This is a genomic window from Novosphingobium rhizosphaerae, from assembly GCF_050920675.1.
GTDB lineage: Bacteria > Pseudomonadota > Alphaproteobacteria > Sphingomonadales > Sphingomonadaceae > Novosphingobium > Novosphingobium rhizosphaerae.
Genome location: NZ_CP137861.1, coordinates 3,108,496 through 3,125,448, shown reverse-complemented (window position 1 = coordinate 3,125,448; position 16,953 = coordinate 3,108,496). Strand labels below are relative to the sequence as shown.

The 16,953-nt window shown below is 68.0% G+C and carries 11 protein-coding genes; 10 read left to right on the top strand and 1 reads right to left on the bottom strand.

Going from position 1 to position 16,953, the window contains the following annotated elements; translation table 11 throughout:
• Positions 1 to 46 precede the first annotated feature (46 nt).
• Positions 47 to 1,489: a PLP-dependent aminotransferase family protein gene (locus R9J51_RS14250; protein ID WP_179504823.1), complete on the top strand. Its 1,443-nt coding sequence runs from the start codon at positions 47 to 49 to the stop codon at positions 1,487 to 1,489.
• A 270-nt stretch (positions 1,490 to 1,759) separates the two neighbouring features.
• On the opposite strand, the gene R9J51_RS14245 is transcribed toward R9J51_RS14250, so the two are convergent.
• Positions 1,760 to 2,194, bottom strand: a complete 435-nt coding sequence (locus tag R9J51_RS14245) for a group II truncated hemoglobin (protein ID WP_179504822.1) — start codon at positions 2,192 to 2,194, stop codon at positions 1,760 to 1,762.
• Positions 2,195 to 2,260: 66 nt separating this feature from the next.
• Here R9J51_RS14245 and R9J51_RS14240 point away from each other — a divergent pair, with 66 nt between their 5' ends.
• From R9J51_RS14240 to R9J51_RS14200, 9 genes are all read left to right on the top strand, one after another.
• Positions 2,261 to 2,941 carry a response regulator transcription factor gene (locus R9J51_RS14240; RefSeq protein ID WP_179504821.1) on the top strand — a complete coding sequence of 227 codons (681 nt, stop codon included), beginning with the start codon at positions 2,261 to 2,263 and terminating at the stop codon, positions 2,939 to 2,941.
• On the top strand, positions 2,931 to 4,322 hold the full coding sequence (locus R9J51_RS14235; RefSeq protein WP_179504820.1) for a sensor histidine kinase: 1,392 nt from the start codon (positions 2,931 to 2,933) through the stop codon (positions 4,320 to 4,322). The genes R9J51_RS14240 and R9J51_RS14235 overlap by 11 nt, the downstream gene beginning before the upstream one ends.
• 154 nt (positions 4,323 to 4,476) lie before the next feature.
• Positions 4,477 to 7,743, top strand: coding sequence for an efflux RND transporter permease subunit (locus R9J51_RS14230; RefSeq protein ID WP_179504819.1), 3,267 nt, complete (start codon positions 4,477 to 4,479; stop codon positions 7,741 to 7,743).
• Entirely contained in the window at positions 7,733 to 8,914 is a 1,182-nt protein-coding gene (locus tag R9J51_RS14225; protein ID WP_179504818.1) for an efflux RND transporter periplasmic adaptor subunit, read from the top strand. The genes R9J51_RS14230 and R9J51_RS14225 overlap by 11 nt, the downstream gene beginning before the upstream one ends.
• Positions 8,907 to 10,358, top strand: coding sequence for an efflux transporter outer membrane subunit (locus R9J51_RS14220; RefSeq protein ID WP_179504817.1), 1,452 nt, complete (start codon positions 8,907 to 8,909; stop codon positions 10,356 to 10,358). Before R9J51_RS14225 ends, R9J51_RS14220 begins: the two co-directional genes overlap by 8 nt.
• 57 nt (positions 10,359 to 10,415) lie before the next feature.
• Positions 10,416 to 11,711 carry a sensor histidine kinase gene (locus tag R9J51_RS14215; RefSeq protein WP_179504816.1) on the top strand — a complete coding sequence of 432 codons (1,296 nt, stop codon included), beginning with the start codon at positions 10,416 to 10,418 and terminating at the stop codon, positions 11,709 to 11,711.
• Entirely contained in the window at positions 11,708 to 12,385 is a 678-nt protein-coding gene (locus R9J51_RS14210) for a response regulator transcription factor (protein ID WP_168555039.1), read from the top strand. The genes R9J51_RS14215 and R9J51_RS14210 overlap by 4 nt, the downstream gene beginning before the upstream one ends.
• 69 nt (positions 12,386 to 12,454) lie before the next feature.
• Positions 12,455 to 14,917 (top strand): TonB-dependent receptor domain-containing protein, encoded by a 2,463-nt coding sequence (locus R9J51_RS14205; protein ID WP_179504815.1) that lies wholly within the window; start codon positions 12,455 to 12,457, stop codon positions 14,915 to 14,917.
• Between the two features lie 223 nt (positions 14,918 to 15,140).
• Positions 15,141 to 16,883 carry a GGDEF domain-containing protein gene (locus tag R9J51_RS14200; protein WP_179504814.1) on the top strand — a complete coding sequence of 581 codons (1,743 nt, stop codon included), beginning with the start codon at positions 15,141 to 15,143 and terminating at the stop codon, positions 16,881 to 16,883.
• The last annotated feature ends 70 nt before the right edge of the window (positions 16,884 to 16,953 follow it).

Below are 16,953 nucleotides of genomic sequence, written 5' to 3'. Positions count from 1 at the left end.
GATAAGAACCAGTTGCCAAAATCTGACCAGTCCAGTTTGATGGGGCATGGCTATCGAACCGACAACCTGGCTGGTGCTCGACCGCGCCGTGGGCGACCTGGAAGGCCAGATCTATCGCGCGTTTCGCGCCCGCATCCTGGGCGGCGCCTTGCAGGCCGGCGCGCCGCTGCCTTCCACCCGCGCGCTCGCCGCCGCACTGGGCCTGGCACGCAGCACCGTGGTGGCCGGCTATGATCGGCTTGCAGCCGAAGGCTATGCCAACGCGGCGCGAGGATCGGCCACGCGGGTGGCGCCGTTGCCCCCGCCGCCGCAAGGCGCCGCGGATGGTCGATCGTTAGCGCCTGTGCCGCCGCCAGGCTCACCCGATCTAGCCCGCTTCCTGCCGCTGCGCCCCGGTCTGCCCGATCTCGAGGCATTTCCCGACGCCACCTGGGCACGTTGCCTGGCGGCACGGGCGCGCGCCCTGCGGGTCCATGACCTGGGCTATGGCGACGAGCAGGGGCTGCCAGTCCTGCGTGCGGCGGTGCTGGATCACGTGCGCCGCACGCGTGCGGTGGTGGCCGATCCGGCGCAAGTGGTGATCGTGCCATCCACCGCTGCGGCTGTGGCCCTGCTGGCCGGGCTGGTATTGGCGCCGGGCGATGCGGCCTGGGTTGAAGATCCCGGCTATCCCACGGCCCGGGCGCTGTTGCAGCGGGCCGGCGCGCGGATCGCGGCGGTGCCGGTCGATGCGGAAGGGATCGACCTTGGCCAAGCTCCCGCCGGGCCGCCCCCACGCCTCATTCACGTGACGCCCTCGCACCAGTATCCCACTGGCGCGGCGATGAGCCTGGCGCGGCGGCTGCGCCTGCTCGACCATGCGGCAGCCTGTGGCGCGCTTGTGCTGGAAGACGATTACGACAGCGAATTCCACTACGCCGGGCGGCCGCTGGCGAGCCTCCAGGGCCTGGATGAGCGCGGCTGCGTTGCCTATCTCGGCACCTTTTCCAAGGTTCTGGCTCCGGGATTGCGGATTGCCTATGCCATCGTGCCGCCGTGCCTGGTGGCGCCGATGCAGGCGGCCGTGCGGCTTTCAGGCGGAACGGTGCCGATCCATCTGCAGGCGGCAATGGCGGATTTTCTGGAGGAAGGGCATCTCAACGCCCACGTCCGGCGCATGCGCAAGGTCTATCATGCCCGGATGGTCGAAACCGCCGAGAGGCTCGACGCTGTTGCCGCGGGGCGCTGGCGGGTCGGGCCGGTCGATGGCGGGCTGCAACTGGCGCTGTGGCTGGCGTCGAGGCATCATGACGATACCGCGCTGGCCCGGCAGCTGCAGGATCGGGGGCTGGGCGTTCTGCCGTTGTCAGGCCTGTTCGTGGGGCCGGCGCAACCAGGCCTCTTGATCGGTGTGGCCACTGCGCAATCACCGGTGATCGATCGTCTTGCCGCCGCACTCGATGCGCTGGTCTTGCCGTCAGATTGCCGTGATGGGAATGATGGAGTTTAGGGCCGCCAGTCGCGATGGCCCCAGTGGCGCAAGGGGCGGCCGCAATTCCGGCACGGGGCATACTCGGTACCGGCGTCGTAATAGCGTTTGCCGCGGTTCGGATCGTGGCGGCCTATGCTGCAAAGCAGCACGCCCCACAGTTTGGGAGATAGGTCCATAATGACACTCCTGTTCGCCATAAGATAGGAAGAATGCGAACCCTTTGGCGAATCCGTCCGGTCTGGATGCGTTTGATATTATTGCACTGCACACATGGCTTGGCGAGGAAATTTACATTTGCTTTGCATTATCACCAGTCTGGTTGCCCATGTGCCACGCCAGCGCCTCCACGCGCTCGACAATGGCAGCCGACATCGCCGATGGCGGCACGATTTCCGACCAGGCCTGGTGAAAACACAGCAGCCAGCCTTCGATTTCGGCGCGGCCGATCGGCGCCACCATATGGCGCATGCGCAGGCGTGGATGGCCATATTGGCTGGTGTAGAGCGGCGGCCCGCCGAGCCAGCCGGTAAGATATTCAAACAACCGCAGCTGCGCCCGTTCCAGCGATGGCGGGTGCACCGCGCGACAGGCGGCGGCGCCGGGCAGTTCGTCCATCAATTGATAGAACCGCGCGACAAAGGCGCGCACCATGGCGTCTCCACCCAGCAGTTCGTATGGCGATGGGGCGGGCGTTTCCGGCCCGGTTGGCACAGTCTGCGTCATGGCCGGCGCATAGCCATTCGTCAGCGCGCTGGCCAGCGCCGCGCGGGGTGATTACAAGCCGCCGCCATGGCACGCATACTGGTCATCGAGGACGATCCCGACACCGCCGCCGAAATCGTGGCGGAACTGGCCGGCCACGGACACGACGTGCGCGCGGTGGGCGATGGCGGCGCGGGCGTGGAACTGGCGCTGCGCGAGCCGTTCGATGCCATCACGCTCGATCGCATGCTGCCCGAACTCGACGGGCTTTCGGTGGTGGCGCGGTTGCGCGCGGCGGGGCTTACGCTGCCGGTGCTGATGATCAGTGCGCTGGGCGACGTGGACGAACGCATTGCCGGCCTGCGCGCAGGCGGCGACGATTACCTGATCAAGCCTTTCGCGCCCGATGAAATGGCGATGCGCGTGGAAGTGCTGCTGCGCCGCCAGCGCCAGATGGCCGCATCCACCGCCATGCTGGTGGCCGGACCGGTGGAGATGGACCTGATCCGTCGCGAAGTGCGCGTGGGCGGCGAACCGGTGCGCCTGCTGCACATGGAATTCCGCCTGCTGGAATTCCTGATGCGCAACGCGGGTGAAACCGTGGCGCGGCAGATCATCTTCGAGCGGGTGTGGGGCTATTACTTCGATCCCGGCGCGAACCTGATCGCCGTGCACATCGCCCGCCTGCGCAAGAAGATCGACCTGCCGGGCTGTCCCTCGCTGATCGAGACCGTCAAAGGCGAAGGCTACCGCTTCGATGCTGGCTGAGGCGCAGCGCAACTGGCCGCGCTTTTCAGCCATTCGCAAGACGAGCACGTTTCGCCTGGCGGTGATGTTCGGCGGGGCGGCGGTCTTGGCCGTGCTGCTGGTGCTGGCCATGGTCTATAGCCTGACCGCCAGCAACCTCGACACGCGGGTGGACCTGATACTGCGTGCCGAAATGGCGCGCCTGCAGGCCTTGCCGGAAAGCGACCTGCCCGCCGCAGTCGAGGCGTCTGCCCGTGCCGGGGCCAATCCACTGGGCCATTTCGGGCTGATCTCCCCCGGCGGGCGCTGGGTGGCAGGTGACCTCGGCGCCAGCCCGCCGTTGCGCCTGGGCCGCACGTATGCGCGCGAAGATGGGCCCGACGTGCGCGGGCCGCTGCATATTCTGGCGCAGCGCACCCCGAACGGCGCCATCCTGATGGTCGGCCGGGATTCCACCGTGATCACCGAACTGCGCAACAACGCGCTGGCGATCCTGCTGGCGAGCGGTCTGGTGGTGGTGCCGTTGCTGCTTGGCGCGGGGCTGGCGTTGAGCCTGGGGCCGCTGCGGCGGGTGGATCGCTTGCAGCGCGTGGCGGGCAAGATCGCGGCCGGCCGTCTCGATGCGCGGATGCCGGTGGACGGGCGCGGCGACGAACTGGACCTGCTCGCCGACACCGTCAACCAGATGGTGGGCGAGGTGGAACGCTCGATGGCGCAGGTCCGCTCGGTCACCGATGCCATCGCGCACGATCTGCGCACCCCGCTCACGCGCGTGCGCAACCAGCTCTATCGCGCCGCCCGCGCGCCGCAATTGCCACCTGCAGAGGCACGGCGGATCGAGGCGGCGATCGAAGACCTCGATACCGTGCTTGCCCGCTTTGCGGCCCTGTTGCGCATCTCGGACCTGGAAGCGGGTCATCGTCGCAGCGGCTTTGCCCCCACGCGGATCGATGAACTGGTCGCGGTGGTGATCGATCTCTATGCGCCGCTGGCCGAGGAGCGAGAGGTGACTCTGGCTGCGGGCGATCTGCCCGCCGCGACGCTGCTTTGCGATGGGCAATTGATGGTCGAGGCGCTGAGCAACCTGGTGGACAATGCCATCAAGTTCAGTCCGATCGGCGGCACGGTGATGGTCACTATCGCGCAAGCCAACGATGAGACGGTGATTACCGTTGCCGACGAGGGGCCGGGCATTCCGCCCGAGCAGGTTGCCGCCGTCGTCCGTCGGTTCGATCGGGGCGCAGCCTCGCCCGCCGTGCCGGGATCTGGCCTGGGCCTGAGCGTGGTGGCCGCGATCGCGCACCTGCACCAGTTTGCCCTGGAACTGCGGCCCGCCCGCACCGATCCGGCGCGCCCCGGCTTGCGCGCCCAGATTCGCGCAAGCACCAAAAATCCCATGTGAAATTCATTTCATTCGCAAGGCGCCATCCGCAGGTTCAATGGAGCCGGCGGTTGGCGCTGCACCACAGGCGCCATCCCACGTTTATGGTGCCTGGTGGGTCCCGCATTCGCACGTGCGAAGTGTTGGCAGCCAGGCCAAACCCTTTGGGAACGCCATGCTGCAACTGGTCAAGCTCGCGCTCAGCAAGCCTTATACCTTCGTCGTCCTGGCCATTCTGATCGTGCTTTCCGGCTCGATCGCCTGGCTGCGCACCCCCACCGACATTTTCCCTGATATCCGCATCCCGGTAATCGCGGCCGTGTGGCAATATCGCGGCCTGCCCCCGCAGGACATGGCAGGCCGGGTGGTTTATTACTACGAGCGCTCGCTCACCGCGACGGTCAACGATATCGACCATATCGAAAGCCAGTCGATGAACGGGGTGGGGGTGGTCAAGATCTTCTTCCGCCCCGGCGTCGACGTGCGCACCGCCACCGCGCAAGTCACCTCGGTGTCGCAAACCGTGCTCAAGCAGATGCCGCCGGGGATGACCCCGCCGCTGATCCTCAACTACAGCGCCGCCACGGTGCCGATCCTGCAGATGGCGCTGTCTTCGGGCCAACTTTCCGAACAGGCGATCTATGACCTCGGGCAGAACGGCATCCGCCCGCAGCTTGCCACGGTGCAGGGCGCTGCCGTGCCATCGCCCTATGGCGGGCGCGAGCGGCAGATCCAGATCGACCTCGATCCCGCGGCCTTGCTGCAACGCCATCTTTCGGCGGCTGACGTGGGCGCGGCCCTGGCGGCGCAGAACCAGATCGTGCCGGCCGGCACCAGCAAGATCGGCGAATTCGAATATACCATCAGCCTCAACAACAGCCCGCAGGTGATCGACCAGCTCAACGCGCTGCCGATCCGCACGGTTGACGGCACCACGGTGACCATCGGTGACGTGGCCCACGTGCACGATGGTTCGCCCCCACAGGTGAACGAAGTACGCGTCGATGGCGGGCGTGCCGTGCTGATGACGATCCTCAAGTCCGGCTCTGCCTCCACCGTCGATATCGTCAACAACATCAAGGCGCTGTTGCCCAAGCTGAAAGAGACTCTGCCCGACAGCCTCAAGGTGCAGTTGCTGTCGGACCAGTCGCTGTTCGTGAAAGCGGCGGTTTCGGGCGTGGTGCGCGAAGGGGTGCTGGCCGCCGCGCTCACCAGCGTGATGATCCTGCTGTTCCTCGGCTCATGGCGCTCGACCGTGATCATCGCCACCTCGATCCCGCTGGCCATTCTGGCCGCGGTGGCGGGGCTGGCGGTGACCGGCGAAACGCTGAACATCATGACGCTGGGGGGCCTGGCGCTGGCGGTGGGCATCCTGGTGGACGATGCCACCGTCACCATCGAGAACATCAACTGGCACCTGGAACAGGGCAAGGGCGTGGCCCAGGCGATCATGGACGGGGCCGAGCAGATCGTGCGCCCGGCGTTCGTTTCGCTGCTGTGCATCTGCATCGCGTTCCTGCCGATGTTCTTCCTGCCGGGCGTGGCCGGGTTCCTGTTCGCGCCGATGGCCAAGGCGGTGGTCTTTGCGATGATCGCCAGCTTCGTGCTGTCGCGCACGCTGGTGCCCACGATGAGCAATTTCCTGCTGCGCGCCCATGGATCGCCCCATGCGGTGGACGTGATGGTCAGCCATGATGCGTTGTCGGCGCAGGAGCCGGGCCAGAACCGGCTCGTGCAGGCGCTGCGCCGGTTCCAGCACGGCTTTGAAACGCGGTTCGAGGCGATCCGCGCCTGGTATGTGGCCGTCCTGCGTGCCGCGCTGCACAGCCGGCGCCGGTTCGTTCCGGGCTTCATGATCGTGGTGCTGGCGTCGATGGCGCTGGTGCCGTTCCTGGGCCGCAATTTCTTTCCCAGCGTCGATTCCGGCCAGATCAGCCTGCATGTGCGCGCGCCGGTCGGAACCCGGCTGGAAGAAACCGCTGCCCTGTTCGACAAGGTCGAGAACGAGATCCGCCGCGCGGTGCCGCCCGGAGAGCTGGTCTCGATGGTCGACAACATCGGCATGTCCTCGTCCGGGATCAACGTTGCCTATGCCAATAGCGGCGGGATCGGATCGCAGGATGGTGATATTCTGGTCACGCTGGGCGAAGGGCATCATCCCACCGAGGGCTATGTGCGCACGCTGCGCGAGCGATTGCCGCGCGTGTTTCCGGGCACCACGTTCTCGTTCCTTCCGGCCGATATCATCAGCCAGATCCTGAACTTTGGCGCGCCGGCCCCGATCGACGTGATGATCACCGGGCCCGATACCAAGGGCAACGCCGCCTATGCGCGGATGCTGGCGGGCCGCATCGGCCATGTCGCAGGGATTGCCGACGTGCGCATGCAACAGGCCACCAACCATCCCGAGTTGCGCTTCGACATCGATCGCGCCCAGGCCGACCGGCTTGGCGTGACGGAGAACGACGTGACCAAGAGCCTGTCGGTCAACCTTGCCGGCAGCTCGCAAGTGGCGCCCACGTTCTGGCTCAATCCCAAGAACGGCGTGTCGTATCCCATCGTGGTGCAGACGCCGGAGTATCGCACCGACAGCATCAACGCCTTGCAGAACATCCCCGTCAGTTCCTCGCGCCCCGGCGCGGTGCAACTGCTGGGCGCGCTGGGCACGATGACGCGGGAGCCTTCGCCAGCGCTGATTTCCCACTATTCGGTGCAGCCCGCCTATGATGTCTATGCCACCACGCAAGGGCGTGACCTGGGCGCCGTGGCGGGCGACGTGCAGAAGATCCTGCACGACACCGCCAGCAGCCTGCCCAAGGGCGCCACGGTGACGATCCGTGGCCAGGTGGAAACGATGAACTCGGCCTTCACCGGGCTGGTGCTGGGGCTAATCGGCGCGGTCGTGCTCATCTACCTGCTGATCGTGGTCAACTTCCAGAGCTGGATCGACCCGGCGGTGATCGTCTCGGCCCTGCCAGCGGCGCTGGCGGGCATTGCCTGGACGCTGTTTGCCACGCACACGCCGCTGTCGGTGCCGGCGCTGACGGGTGCGATCATGTGCATGGGCGTGGCCACGGCCAATTCGGTGCTGGTCATCAGCTTTGCCCGAGAGCGGCTGGCCGTGCTGGGCAATGCCACCTTGGCCGCGATCGAGGCCGGCTCCACCCGGTTCCGTCCCGTGCTGATGACAGCCCTGGCCATGATCATCGGCATGGCGCCGATGGCCCTGGGCCTGGGCGAGGGGGGCGAACAGAACGCTCCGCTCGGCCGTGCCGTGATCGGCGGCCTGATCTGCGCCACCATTGCCACGCTGGTGTTCGTGCCCGTGGTCTTTTCCATCGTCCATCGCAAGCACCGGCCGGGCGGCACTGCTACCCCGCATACCCCCGCGCCGTCCGATGACCCCATCTTATTCAAGGGAGACCTTGTCCATGCAGAATGAAACCAGCCTGATCGTGGGCCAGGAAGACGCCCCAGCCAACCCGCCACGCGGCCTGAAGACGGCCGGCATCGTGGCCGGCGTCATCGCCGCGGTGATCGTGGGCGCGGGGCTTTACACCCGCCATGGCGAAGCGGCTGACACCCACGCGTGGAGCGAGGCGCAGGCAATTCCCACCGTCCACCTTGTCGATGTGACGCCCGCGGCTGCCAGCGGCGATCTGACGCTGCCGGGCACCATGGCCGCATGGAACACAGCCCACATCTTTGCCCGCGTGCCTGGCTATATGCAGGCGTGGAGCCGCGATATCGGCGCCAGCGTGGGGCAGGGCACGCCCCTGGCGCAGATCGAGACGCCCGAGTTGGACCAGCAGATCGTAGCCGCCCGCGCAGCTCTGGCCAAGGCGCGCGCCGGGGCATCCTTGGCGCGCAGCACGGCGGCGCGGTGGAACGACCTGCTGACCGACCATTCGGTTTCGCAGCAGGAGGCGGACGAGCGCAACGGAAACCTGGCGGTCCAGGTGGCGACCGTGCGCGGGGCGGAGGCAGACCTTGCGCGGCTGTTGGCCATGAAGGCCTATGCCACGGTGCGTGCGCCCTTTGCCGGGGTGGTGACGCAGCGCAACGCCGATATCGGCGATCTGGTGGGGCCGGGCGCCACCAACCAGCAGCCGATGTTCACGGTGGCCGATGTTGGCCGCATCCGCATCTACGTGGGCGTGCCGCAGACCTATGCCGCGGCGATGAAACCGGGTGTGGAAGCGACGCTGACCGTGCCCGATCAGCCGGGCCAGACGTTTGCCGCCAAGGTGGTCGGTACGTCTGACGCGATCAACCCGCAGACCGGGGCGCTGCAAGTGCAATTGCTGGCCGACAACACCGCCCATGCGCTGCGTGCGGGCGGCTATGCCCAGGTGGCGTTCAAGGTGCCGGGCGGTGCCGGCGCCGTCACGATCCCGTCGAGCGCGCTGCTGTTCCGCGCCGCCGGCACGCAAGTGGCGACGGTGGGCGGTGATGCCCGCGTGCGCCTGGTGAAGATCACGCTGGGTCGCGATCTGGGCAAGGCGGTGGAAGTGGTTTCGGGCCTTTCGGCCGGGGCCAAGGTGATCGACAATCCGCCCGATTCCATCGCCGATGGCGATCCCGTGCACGTGGACGGGGGGCACCATGGCTAAGTCTTTGGGCCGTCATCGCCACGGCCTGGTTGCAGGGCTGGTGCTGGCCTTGGCCGGTTGCGCCAGTGCCCCGGACTATCATCCTCCACAGGTGAGCCTGCCAGCCAATTTTGCCGGCACCGGTCCGTGGGTGCCGGCCGATGGCAGCGCCGCAGCGACGCCCACCGATTGGTGGACGGTGTTCGGCGATCCCGTGCTCGACGGGTTGGAACAGCAGCTCAATACCGGCAATCCATCGCTCGCGGCCGCCGTGGCCCGGCACGACAAGGCGGCCGCGCTGTTGCGCCAGGCGCGGGCCGATCTGTTCCCGCAACTCGGCACCAGCGCCAATCTCACGCAAAACCGCCAGTCCAATGATCGTCCCCTGCGTGGCGCGACACAGCCGGACTATTACGGTTCGCAGACCGTTGGCCTCAACGGCAGCTACGAAGCCGACCTTTGGGGCCGCGTGCGCGCCAATGTCGCGGCCGGGCGCGCCGATGCCCAGGCGGCGGCCGACGATGTGGCCGATACGCGGTTGCAGCTCCAGGCCGAACTGGCCGAAGGCTATGCCGTGCTGCGCGGGCAGGACCGGATCATCGCCCTGCTCGATGCAACGGTCCAGGCCTATGCCCAGGCCGATCACATGACCGGGCGCCGCTTTGCCGGGGGCATCGCCAATGCCATGGAAACCGGCCAGTCCGCCACCCAGCTCGCCGAAGCGCAGGCTGCCCTGGCTGATGCGCGCAACGCCCGTGCCCTGGCAGAGCATGCGCTGGCGACGCTGGTTGGCGCACCAGCCACCGGGTTTACCATCGCCCCGGCGGATCGCACGCTGGCACTGCCGCAAGTGCCGGTGGGGGTGCCGTCCACCTTGTTGCAGCGCCGGCCGGATATCGCAGCGGCCGAACGGCGGATGTACGCCGCCAACCGCCGCATCGGCGTGGCGCGTGCGGCGTTCTTCCCCTCGCTGCTGCTGGGTGGGCAAGTCGGCCTGCAGGACACGGCCCTGTCCGATCTGATTGCCGCGCCCAACACGTTCTGGTCCATCGGACCCAGCGCCGTGCTGACGCTGTTCGACGGCGGGCGCCGCCATGCCCGCGTGATGCAGGCCCGCGCCGAATGGGATGCCGCGACGGCCGATTATCGCGGCTGCGTGCTGAGTGCCGTGCAGGACGTGGAAGACGGCCTGTCCCGCCTGCATCACCTGGGCGACGAAGCAGCGGCGGAAAGCCATGCCGCAGAACAGGCCGGGAATGTGGAAACGCTGGCCATGCGCCGCTATGAACGCGGGGCGGTCAGCTATCTCGACGTCGTCACCGCGCAAACCACCGCGCTGCGCACCCGGCAAAAGGCGATCGAGGTGGATACCCAGCGCCTGCAGGCGGCGGTGCGGCTGCTGCGCGCGACCGGCGGCGGATGGCAAGACGGCATCGCGTCCGCCGGGGCACCCAAGGCGGGTTGACGCACCACGGGCGGGGGGGCTTGGCTTTTGCCGGCCCCCCCGCGATGATGGCGCATCGTGGAACAAGCCGCCGTCATCCTCCCTTCGGCCCCGCCGAATCGCCGCCTGGCCTGGGGCGCAAGCCTGGCTGCAGCGCTGTTTGCCGTGCTGGTGGCCGCGCTTGCCGGGCTGGTCGTGGCCTTTGCCATCAGCGCGCGGGGGGCCAACCGGCAGTTCCTGCTGGCCAGCCTGTCGGAACGGCAGGCCGCGGCGGTCGCGCGGATCGTGGCCTTGGCGCCGGCCGGACCTGGCCCCGCGCTGGACCGGGCCTTGATCGATTACCGCGCCTTGATCGATGCGGAAACGCGTGAGGCCGGCGGCGAGACAGACGATCACCAGCGCCGCGAACTGGCCCGCGCCGAGGCGCTGGCCAACCTGGCGCAGCACCCTGATGCCAACGCCCGGTTGCAGGCCCTGGCCCATGCAATCGACGCGCAGGAGCGTGGCGAATTGCAGGCAGGCCGCGCCGCGCTGGCGCGCGCGGGTCAGCAAAGCATGATCCTGGCCGGCCTGCTGGCCGCCGTGGCACTCGCCTGCGCCGGCTGTGGTGCATGGCTGCTATGGCGCAGCAACCGCGCCCTGGCAGCCATGGTGCGGGCGCGCACCGCCCGGATCGAGGCGGTGGACGCCTCGCGCCGGTTGTTCTTTGCCAAGGCCAGTCACGAGTTGCGCACCCCGGTGGCTGCCTTGCGCAGCGCCGCCGAAGTGGTGCTGGACCAAGGGGATGCTGACCCGGCGTTCCTGCGTGAAACCCTGGGTCATGTGGTGGCGCAGGCCGGCTTTCTCACCCACCGGATCGAGGAACTGCTGGGCCTGGCCAGCGCCGACGATGGCCGCCTGGCGCTGGATGATGCGCCATTCGATCTGGGCGCGGTGGTGGCGCAGGCGGTGGCCGCTGCGCGCAGCTATGCCGCCAGCGTGGACGTGACGATCGAGCTGGCGGCACCGGGCGCCGCATTGCCCATGCAGGGCGATGCGCGATGGCTGCGCCAGGCGCTGCTGGCGGTGATCGAGAACGGATTGAAATTCGCGCCGATGGATTCGGCCCTTGCCGTTTGTCTCACGCCCGGCAAAGGCACGGCGCAGATTACGGTGAGCGATCGGGGGCCCGGTGTGATGGAAAGCGACCTGCCGCGCATTTTCGATGCCTATTATCAGGCGCAGGAAGGCCGCCAGCGCGGCGGCAGCGGGCTGGGCCTGGCGCTGGCGCGCTGGGTGGTGGAACAACACGGCGGCACCGTCGTCGCGGAAAATCAGCCGGCGGGCGGCTGCCTGATCCGCTTTTGCCTGCCCTTGCAAGGGCATCGCGCATGAGCGCGGTCTTGCTGGTAGAAGACGACGCCGGGATCGGCCGCGCCGTGGTGCATGGGCTGGGCGGACGTGGCCTGGCCGTGCGGTGGCTGCGCCAGGGGGCGGGCGTGCTCGCGGCCCTGGCGCGCGAGCCGATCGCCACGGTGGTGCTCGACCTTGGCCTGCCCGATGCCGATGGCCTGGGCCTGTGCCGCGATATTCGCGCCGCCGGGCATGGCATGCCCATCCTGATGCTGACCGCGCGAACCACGCTGGACGATCGCCTGGAAGGCTTTGCCGCCGGGGCAGACGATTACCTGCCCAAGCCCTTTGCCTTTGCCGAACTGGCGGCGCGTGTAGACGTGCTGGTGCGCCGCGCGGCACAATTGGTGCCCCCGCCGATCGCCTGGCGCGACCTGGTGATCGATCGCACGGCGGGAACCGCCGCCTGGCAAGGGGCGCCGCTCGCGCTCGAACCCCGCAGCCTGGCCCTGCTGGCCGAACTGGCCCTGGCGCGTGGGGACGTGGTCGCGCGGGCCACGCTGGTCGATCGCGTGTGGGGCGCCGAAGCCGTGATCACCGACAACGCTGTGGATGTGGCCGTCAGCGCGCTGCGCAAGCGGTTGTCGCCCTGTGGCCTGGGCATTTCGGCGGTGCGTGGCCAGGGATTTCGCCTGTCATACTTTGGGTCAGCCTGAGCGGTCGCTCAGGTTCTTTGCGTTTCGGCCTGTTACGGCACTGCCCACAACGACACGAGGGGGCAGGGAATGGCAAAGGGGATGTGGCTGCTGGCCGGGGTTTCGCTGGCGGCGTGCCTTTCACCCGCTGGCGTGGCGCCTGCTCTGGCCGATGAACCGGTCAACCCGGACATTATCGTGCGGGCAACGCCGCTTTCGGGCGAGGCCGACGAAGTGGGCAACGCCAAGGCGCTTGAAACCACGCACGCGGTAAGCGTGGCTGAGCATCTCGCCCGCACCGCTCCCGGCGTCACCATCAACGAGATCCAGGGCAACCCGCTGCAACCCGACGTGAACTATCGCGGGCTGACCGCCTCACCGTTGCTGGGCACGGCGCAGGGTCTTTCGGTCTATCTCGACGGGGTGCGCGTCAACCAACCGTTCGGCGATGTGGTCAGCTGGGATCTGATCCCCACCGGCGCGCTTGCCGATGTCGATCTCGTTTCCGGCGCCGCGCCGCAGTTCGGCCGCAACGCACTGGGCGGGGCATTGGTCTTGCGCAGCAAGAGCGGCAAGACCGATCCCGGCGTTTCGGTCGAGGCCTCTGCCGGTTCGTTCGGCCGGGTGACCGGCAGCGTGGCCGCCGGTGGCGTGACCGGCAGCGGCGTGGACTGGTTCGTGACCGCCGATCATTTCCGCGAAGATGGCTGGCGCGATCTTTCGCCATCGCGCGCGACGCGGGCGCTCGCCAAGCTGGGGTGGAGCGACGCGGCCTCTGCCCTGTCACTCACCGGCCATTTTGCCGATACCAACCTCAACGGCAACGGCTTGCAGGAAATGCGCCTGCTGGCCGCAGACCGCCACAGCATCTACACCGCGCCCGACAACACCCGCAATCGCATGGGCATGGTGGTGCTCAATGGCGAAACGAGCCTTGCGGGTGGGCTGCACCTGCGCGGCAATGCCTTTTGGCGGCACATCCGCACCACCACCTACAACGGCGATGTGAACGACGACGCGCTGGGCGAAAACCTCTATCAGCCCAACGCCGCCGAACAGGCCGCGCTGACGGCTGCGGGCTATACCGGTTTTCCCACCTCGGGCGAAACCCAGGCCAACACGCCCTTTCCCAAATGGCGCTGCATCGCCAATGTCCTGCTCAACAGCGAGCCCAACGAGAAGTGCGACGGACTGGTCAACCGCTCGCAAACCAGGCAAAGCGAATGGGGCGCCACGCTGGAAGCGTCGGCCACGCTGACCAGCGGCCCGCTGCGGCACGACCTGACGCTTGGCGGGTCCTATGTGGGCAGCACTGCCCATTTCACCCAAAGCACCCAGTTCGGCTATCTCTTGCCCGATCGCACCGTGGTGGCGGTCGCGGGGCCGGGCGCCTTTGCCGATGGCACGCAGGATTCCGAAAACGCCTATGATGCGCGGGTCGATCTGCGGGCGCGCTCCACAGTGCTCTCGGCCTATGCGCTCGATCACGTGGCGCTCGGTCAAGCACTGTCGCTCGATCTGGCGGCCCGCTATGACCGCGTGGCGATCCGCAACCGCGATGCGATCACGCCGGGCGGCGGCACCGGCTCGCTCGACAGCAGCCCGGTCTACCAGCGGGTGAACCCGGCGGTCACGCTTACCGGCAAGGCCAGCGACGGCACCACGCTGTCCGTGGCGTGGAGCCAGGCCAGCCGGGCGCCCTCTGCCGTGGAACTGGGTTGTTCCGATCCCGAAAGCCCCTGCCGCCTGCCCAATGCGCTGGCCGGCGATCCGCCGCTGCGCCAGGTCGTGGCCCGCACGCTGGAACTGCGCCTGGATGCCGGCAACCGCTGGGGCCATGTTCACGCCAGCCTGTTCCGCACGCAAAGCAGCGACGATATCCTGTTCGTGGCCAACGATGCCTCGGGCTACGGCTATTTCCGCAACTTCGGCAAGACCCGGCGGCAGGGTGTCGAACTGTCGGCCGACGCGCGGCTGCACCGCTTCACGTTCTCCGCCAGCTATACCCTGCTCGACGCCACCTACCAGTCTCGTGAAGTGGTCAACGGATCGGGCAACAGCAGCAGCGATGCCGAAGCGCCCGGCTTTGAGGGGACCATCACGATCCGTCGCGGTGACCGCATCCCCCTGCTCGCACGCCACACGGCCAAGGCCGCGATCGGGTGGGAGGCGGCCAACTGGTTGACGCTCAACCTCGATATGGTGGCGGTTTCGGGTGTCTATGCCCGAGGCAACGAAAACAACGCGCATCAGGCCGACGGGGTCTATTACCTGGGCCCAGGCAAGACCGATCCCTATGCCGTGTTCAACCTCGGGGTCGAAGCGCGGCCGCATGCGCGGCTGACCGTTTTCGCCACGGTGCGCAACCTGTTCGACAAGGATTACGCCACCGCCGCCCAGCTGGGTGCGACAGCGTTCGACGGGCAGGGCCGGGTGGTGTCGCGCCCCTTCGCTGGCCCGGTGATCGATGGGGAGCGCCCCCTGGTCAATTCCACCTTCCTGGCCCCCGGTGCGCCCCGCTCGCTGCAGGTGGGGGCACGCCTGCGGTTCTGAACAGTTCCATCCCCCCGGCGGCCGGTCGCCCCCCATTCCGACCAGCTGCCATCCCCCGCCGGCCCGGCGCTCCCCCCAGCGCCGGGCCGGATTTTGACCGGCGGTAATCATTTGCACAGGGGTTTGTGGCAAGACGCAAACCATGACGGGTTCGCAAGCAAGCGTTGGCAGACAATGGCATAGGCGCCAAAGCACGGGGCGCCGCCTGCTCTGCGCACTGCTCTTGCTGCTACTGTTTGCCGCTCCGGCCGCGTCGGCCTGGGCAGCCGCGCCAGACCAGTGGATCACCCTTTCCAACACCTGCCACGCCAACAGCGCAACCCCCGCGCCCGGCCGCGACTTGCCGCTTCCAGGGCAGTTTGTCTGCCAGGGCGAACCCCAGGGGTACCAGCACGGCAGCCTCTGGCTGCAGGTTGGTGCCACCACCCTGGCGCGTGCCGGCGCACAGCCGGTGGTCATGGTGCACTCGTCGCGCTTTGACGCGCTGCGAGTGGGCTTCTTCTACGCCGATGGCAGTGCCGAATGGCAGGGCGTGGCGCATGGCAACTATGGCGCCCGCTGGCGGCTGGGCGGGCAGATCGCGTTCGATCCACCCTTGCGCGATGCGCCGCTCACCCAGATCGTCTTGCGGTTCGATCGCCTGGCGTCTGCGCCGATGCTGCGCATGCGTCTGGTCGATAACGGCGCGGCACAGTTGCAGGCCACCGCCATGGCTTGCATGATCGGTGCGGCCTTGATGCTGTTGACCGTAGGCGCGCTGTACAATTTCGGCCTCGCCCTGGCCGTGCGCCGCCAGTTTCCGGCCTGGCAGGGCGCGTGGGCCACCTGCATGGTGGCCTGGGGCGCCCTATGGTCGCAGTTCCACCTGTTTTTCGTGCCCGCCATGGCAGGTGCGGTATCCGCCCAGGCGTGCATCGCGCTTTCGTGTCTTGCCACGCTGCTCGGCACGCTCAGCCTGATCACGGCGATAGACCGGCAGCATCTGCCCCCATGGCTGGCGCGCACCACGCTGCTGGTGGCGCTGGTCTGTGGTGGCCTGGGCGTGCCGCTCAGCCTGATGCGCAGCGGGCCGATGGAGCTGTGGGCGCAAGTGCTGGGCCTGCTTGTGCTGCTGCTGCTGGCGCTGGCGGGCGCCTGCCTGGTTGTCGCATGGCGGCGGGGCAGCGCGGCGGCGCGGGCATTCGTCGGTGCTTGGGCGGTGCCCATGCTGGTGATGGGCCTTTCGGGCGTGATCGACACCAACCATGCCTTCTGGGGTGGAGGGTCGCAGATGATGGTGCTCGCCGCATCCGCCTGGCAGACGGTGTGGCTGGCCGTGGCGGCAACCCGCCGCTTCATGGGAATGCGGATCGAGCGGGATCGCGCGCTTGTGGCCGAAGCTGCGGCGCACGAGCAGGCCCGCCGCGATCCGCTGACCGGGCTGCGCAACCGGCGCGGCTTTATGGCCGCGATCGCCCCGCTGTTCGATCGCGTCGTCGAGGCGCCCGGCGCAGCGCTGGACGATGGCGATGCACTTGCCCTCTTGCTGCTCGACGTGGATCGCTTCAAGGCCATCAACGACACCCACGGCCATGATGCTGGCGACAGCGTGCTGATCACCTTGGCCAAGCGCCTGGCGCGCTGGGAAGCGCCGACGTGCGTGCCGGCCAGGCTGGGCGGCGAAGAGTTCGCGCTGCTCGTCAAGGGCATGGGCCGCTTTGCCGCGCTGCAGCTTGCCGAAAGCGTGCGATCGGGGCTGAGCGGTTGCGACCATTCGCCCATTCTTGGTCCGGGCCAGGTCACCGTCAGCGTGGGCGTGGCCATGGCGCGCCCCGGCGATGACTTTGGCACGCTCTATCGCACGGCCGACGCGGCGCTGTACGCCGCCAAGCATCAGGGCCGCAACCGCGTGGTGATCGCGCCCGATGTGCTGTGTTCCGACGGCACGGTAAGCCAGCGGGCCGCCTTTGCCGGGTCGGGTTCCTAGGCCTCTTGCCCAGTGCGCCGGCGCCGCCTAATCCTGGGGCAACGGCGGCATGCAGACTGCCATGCAGCGA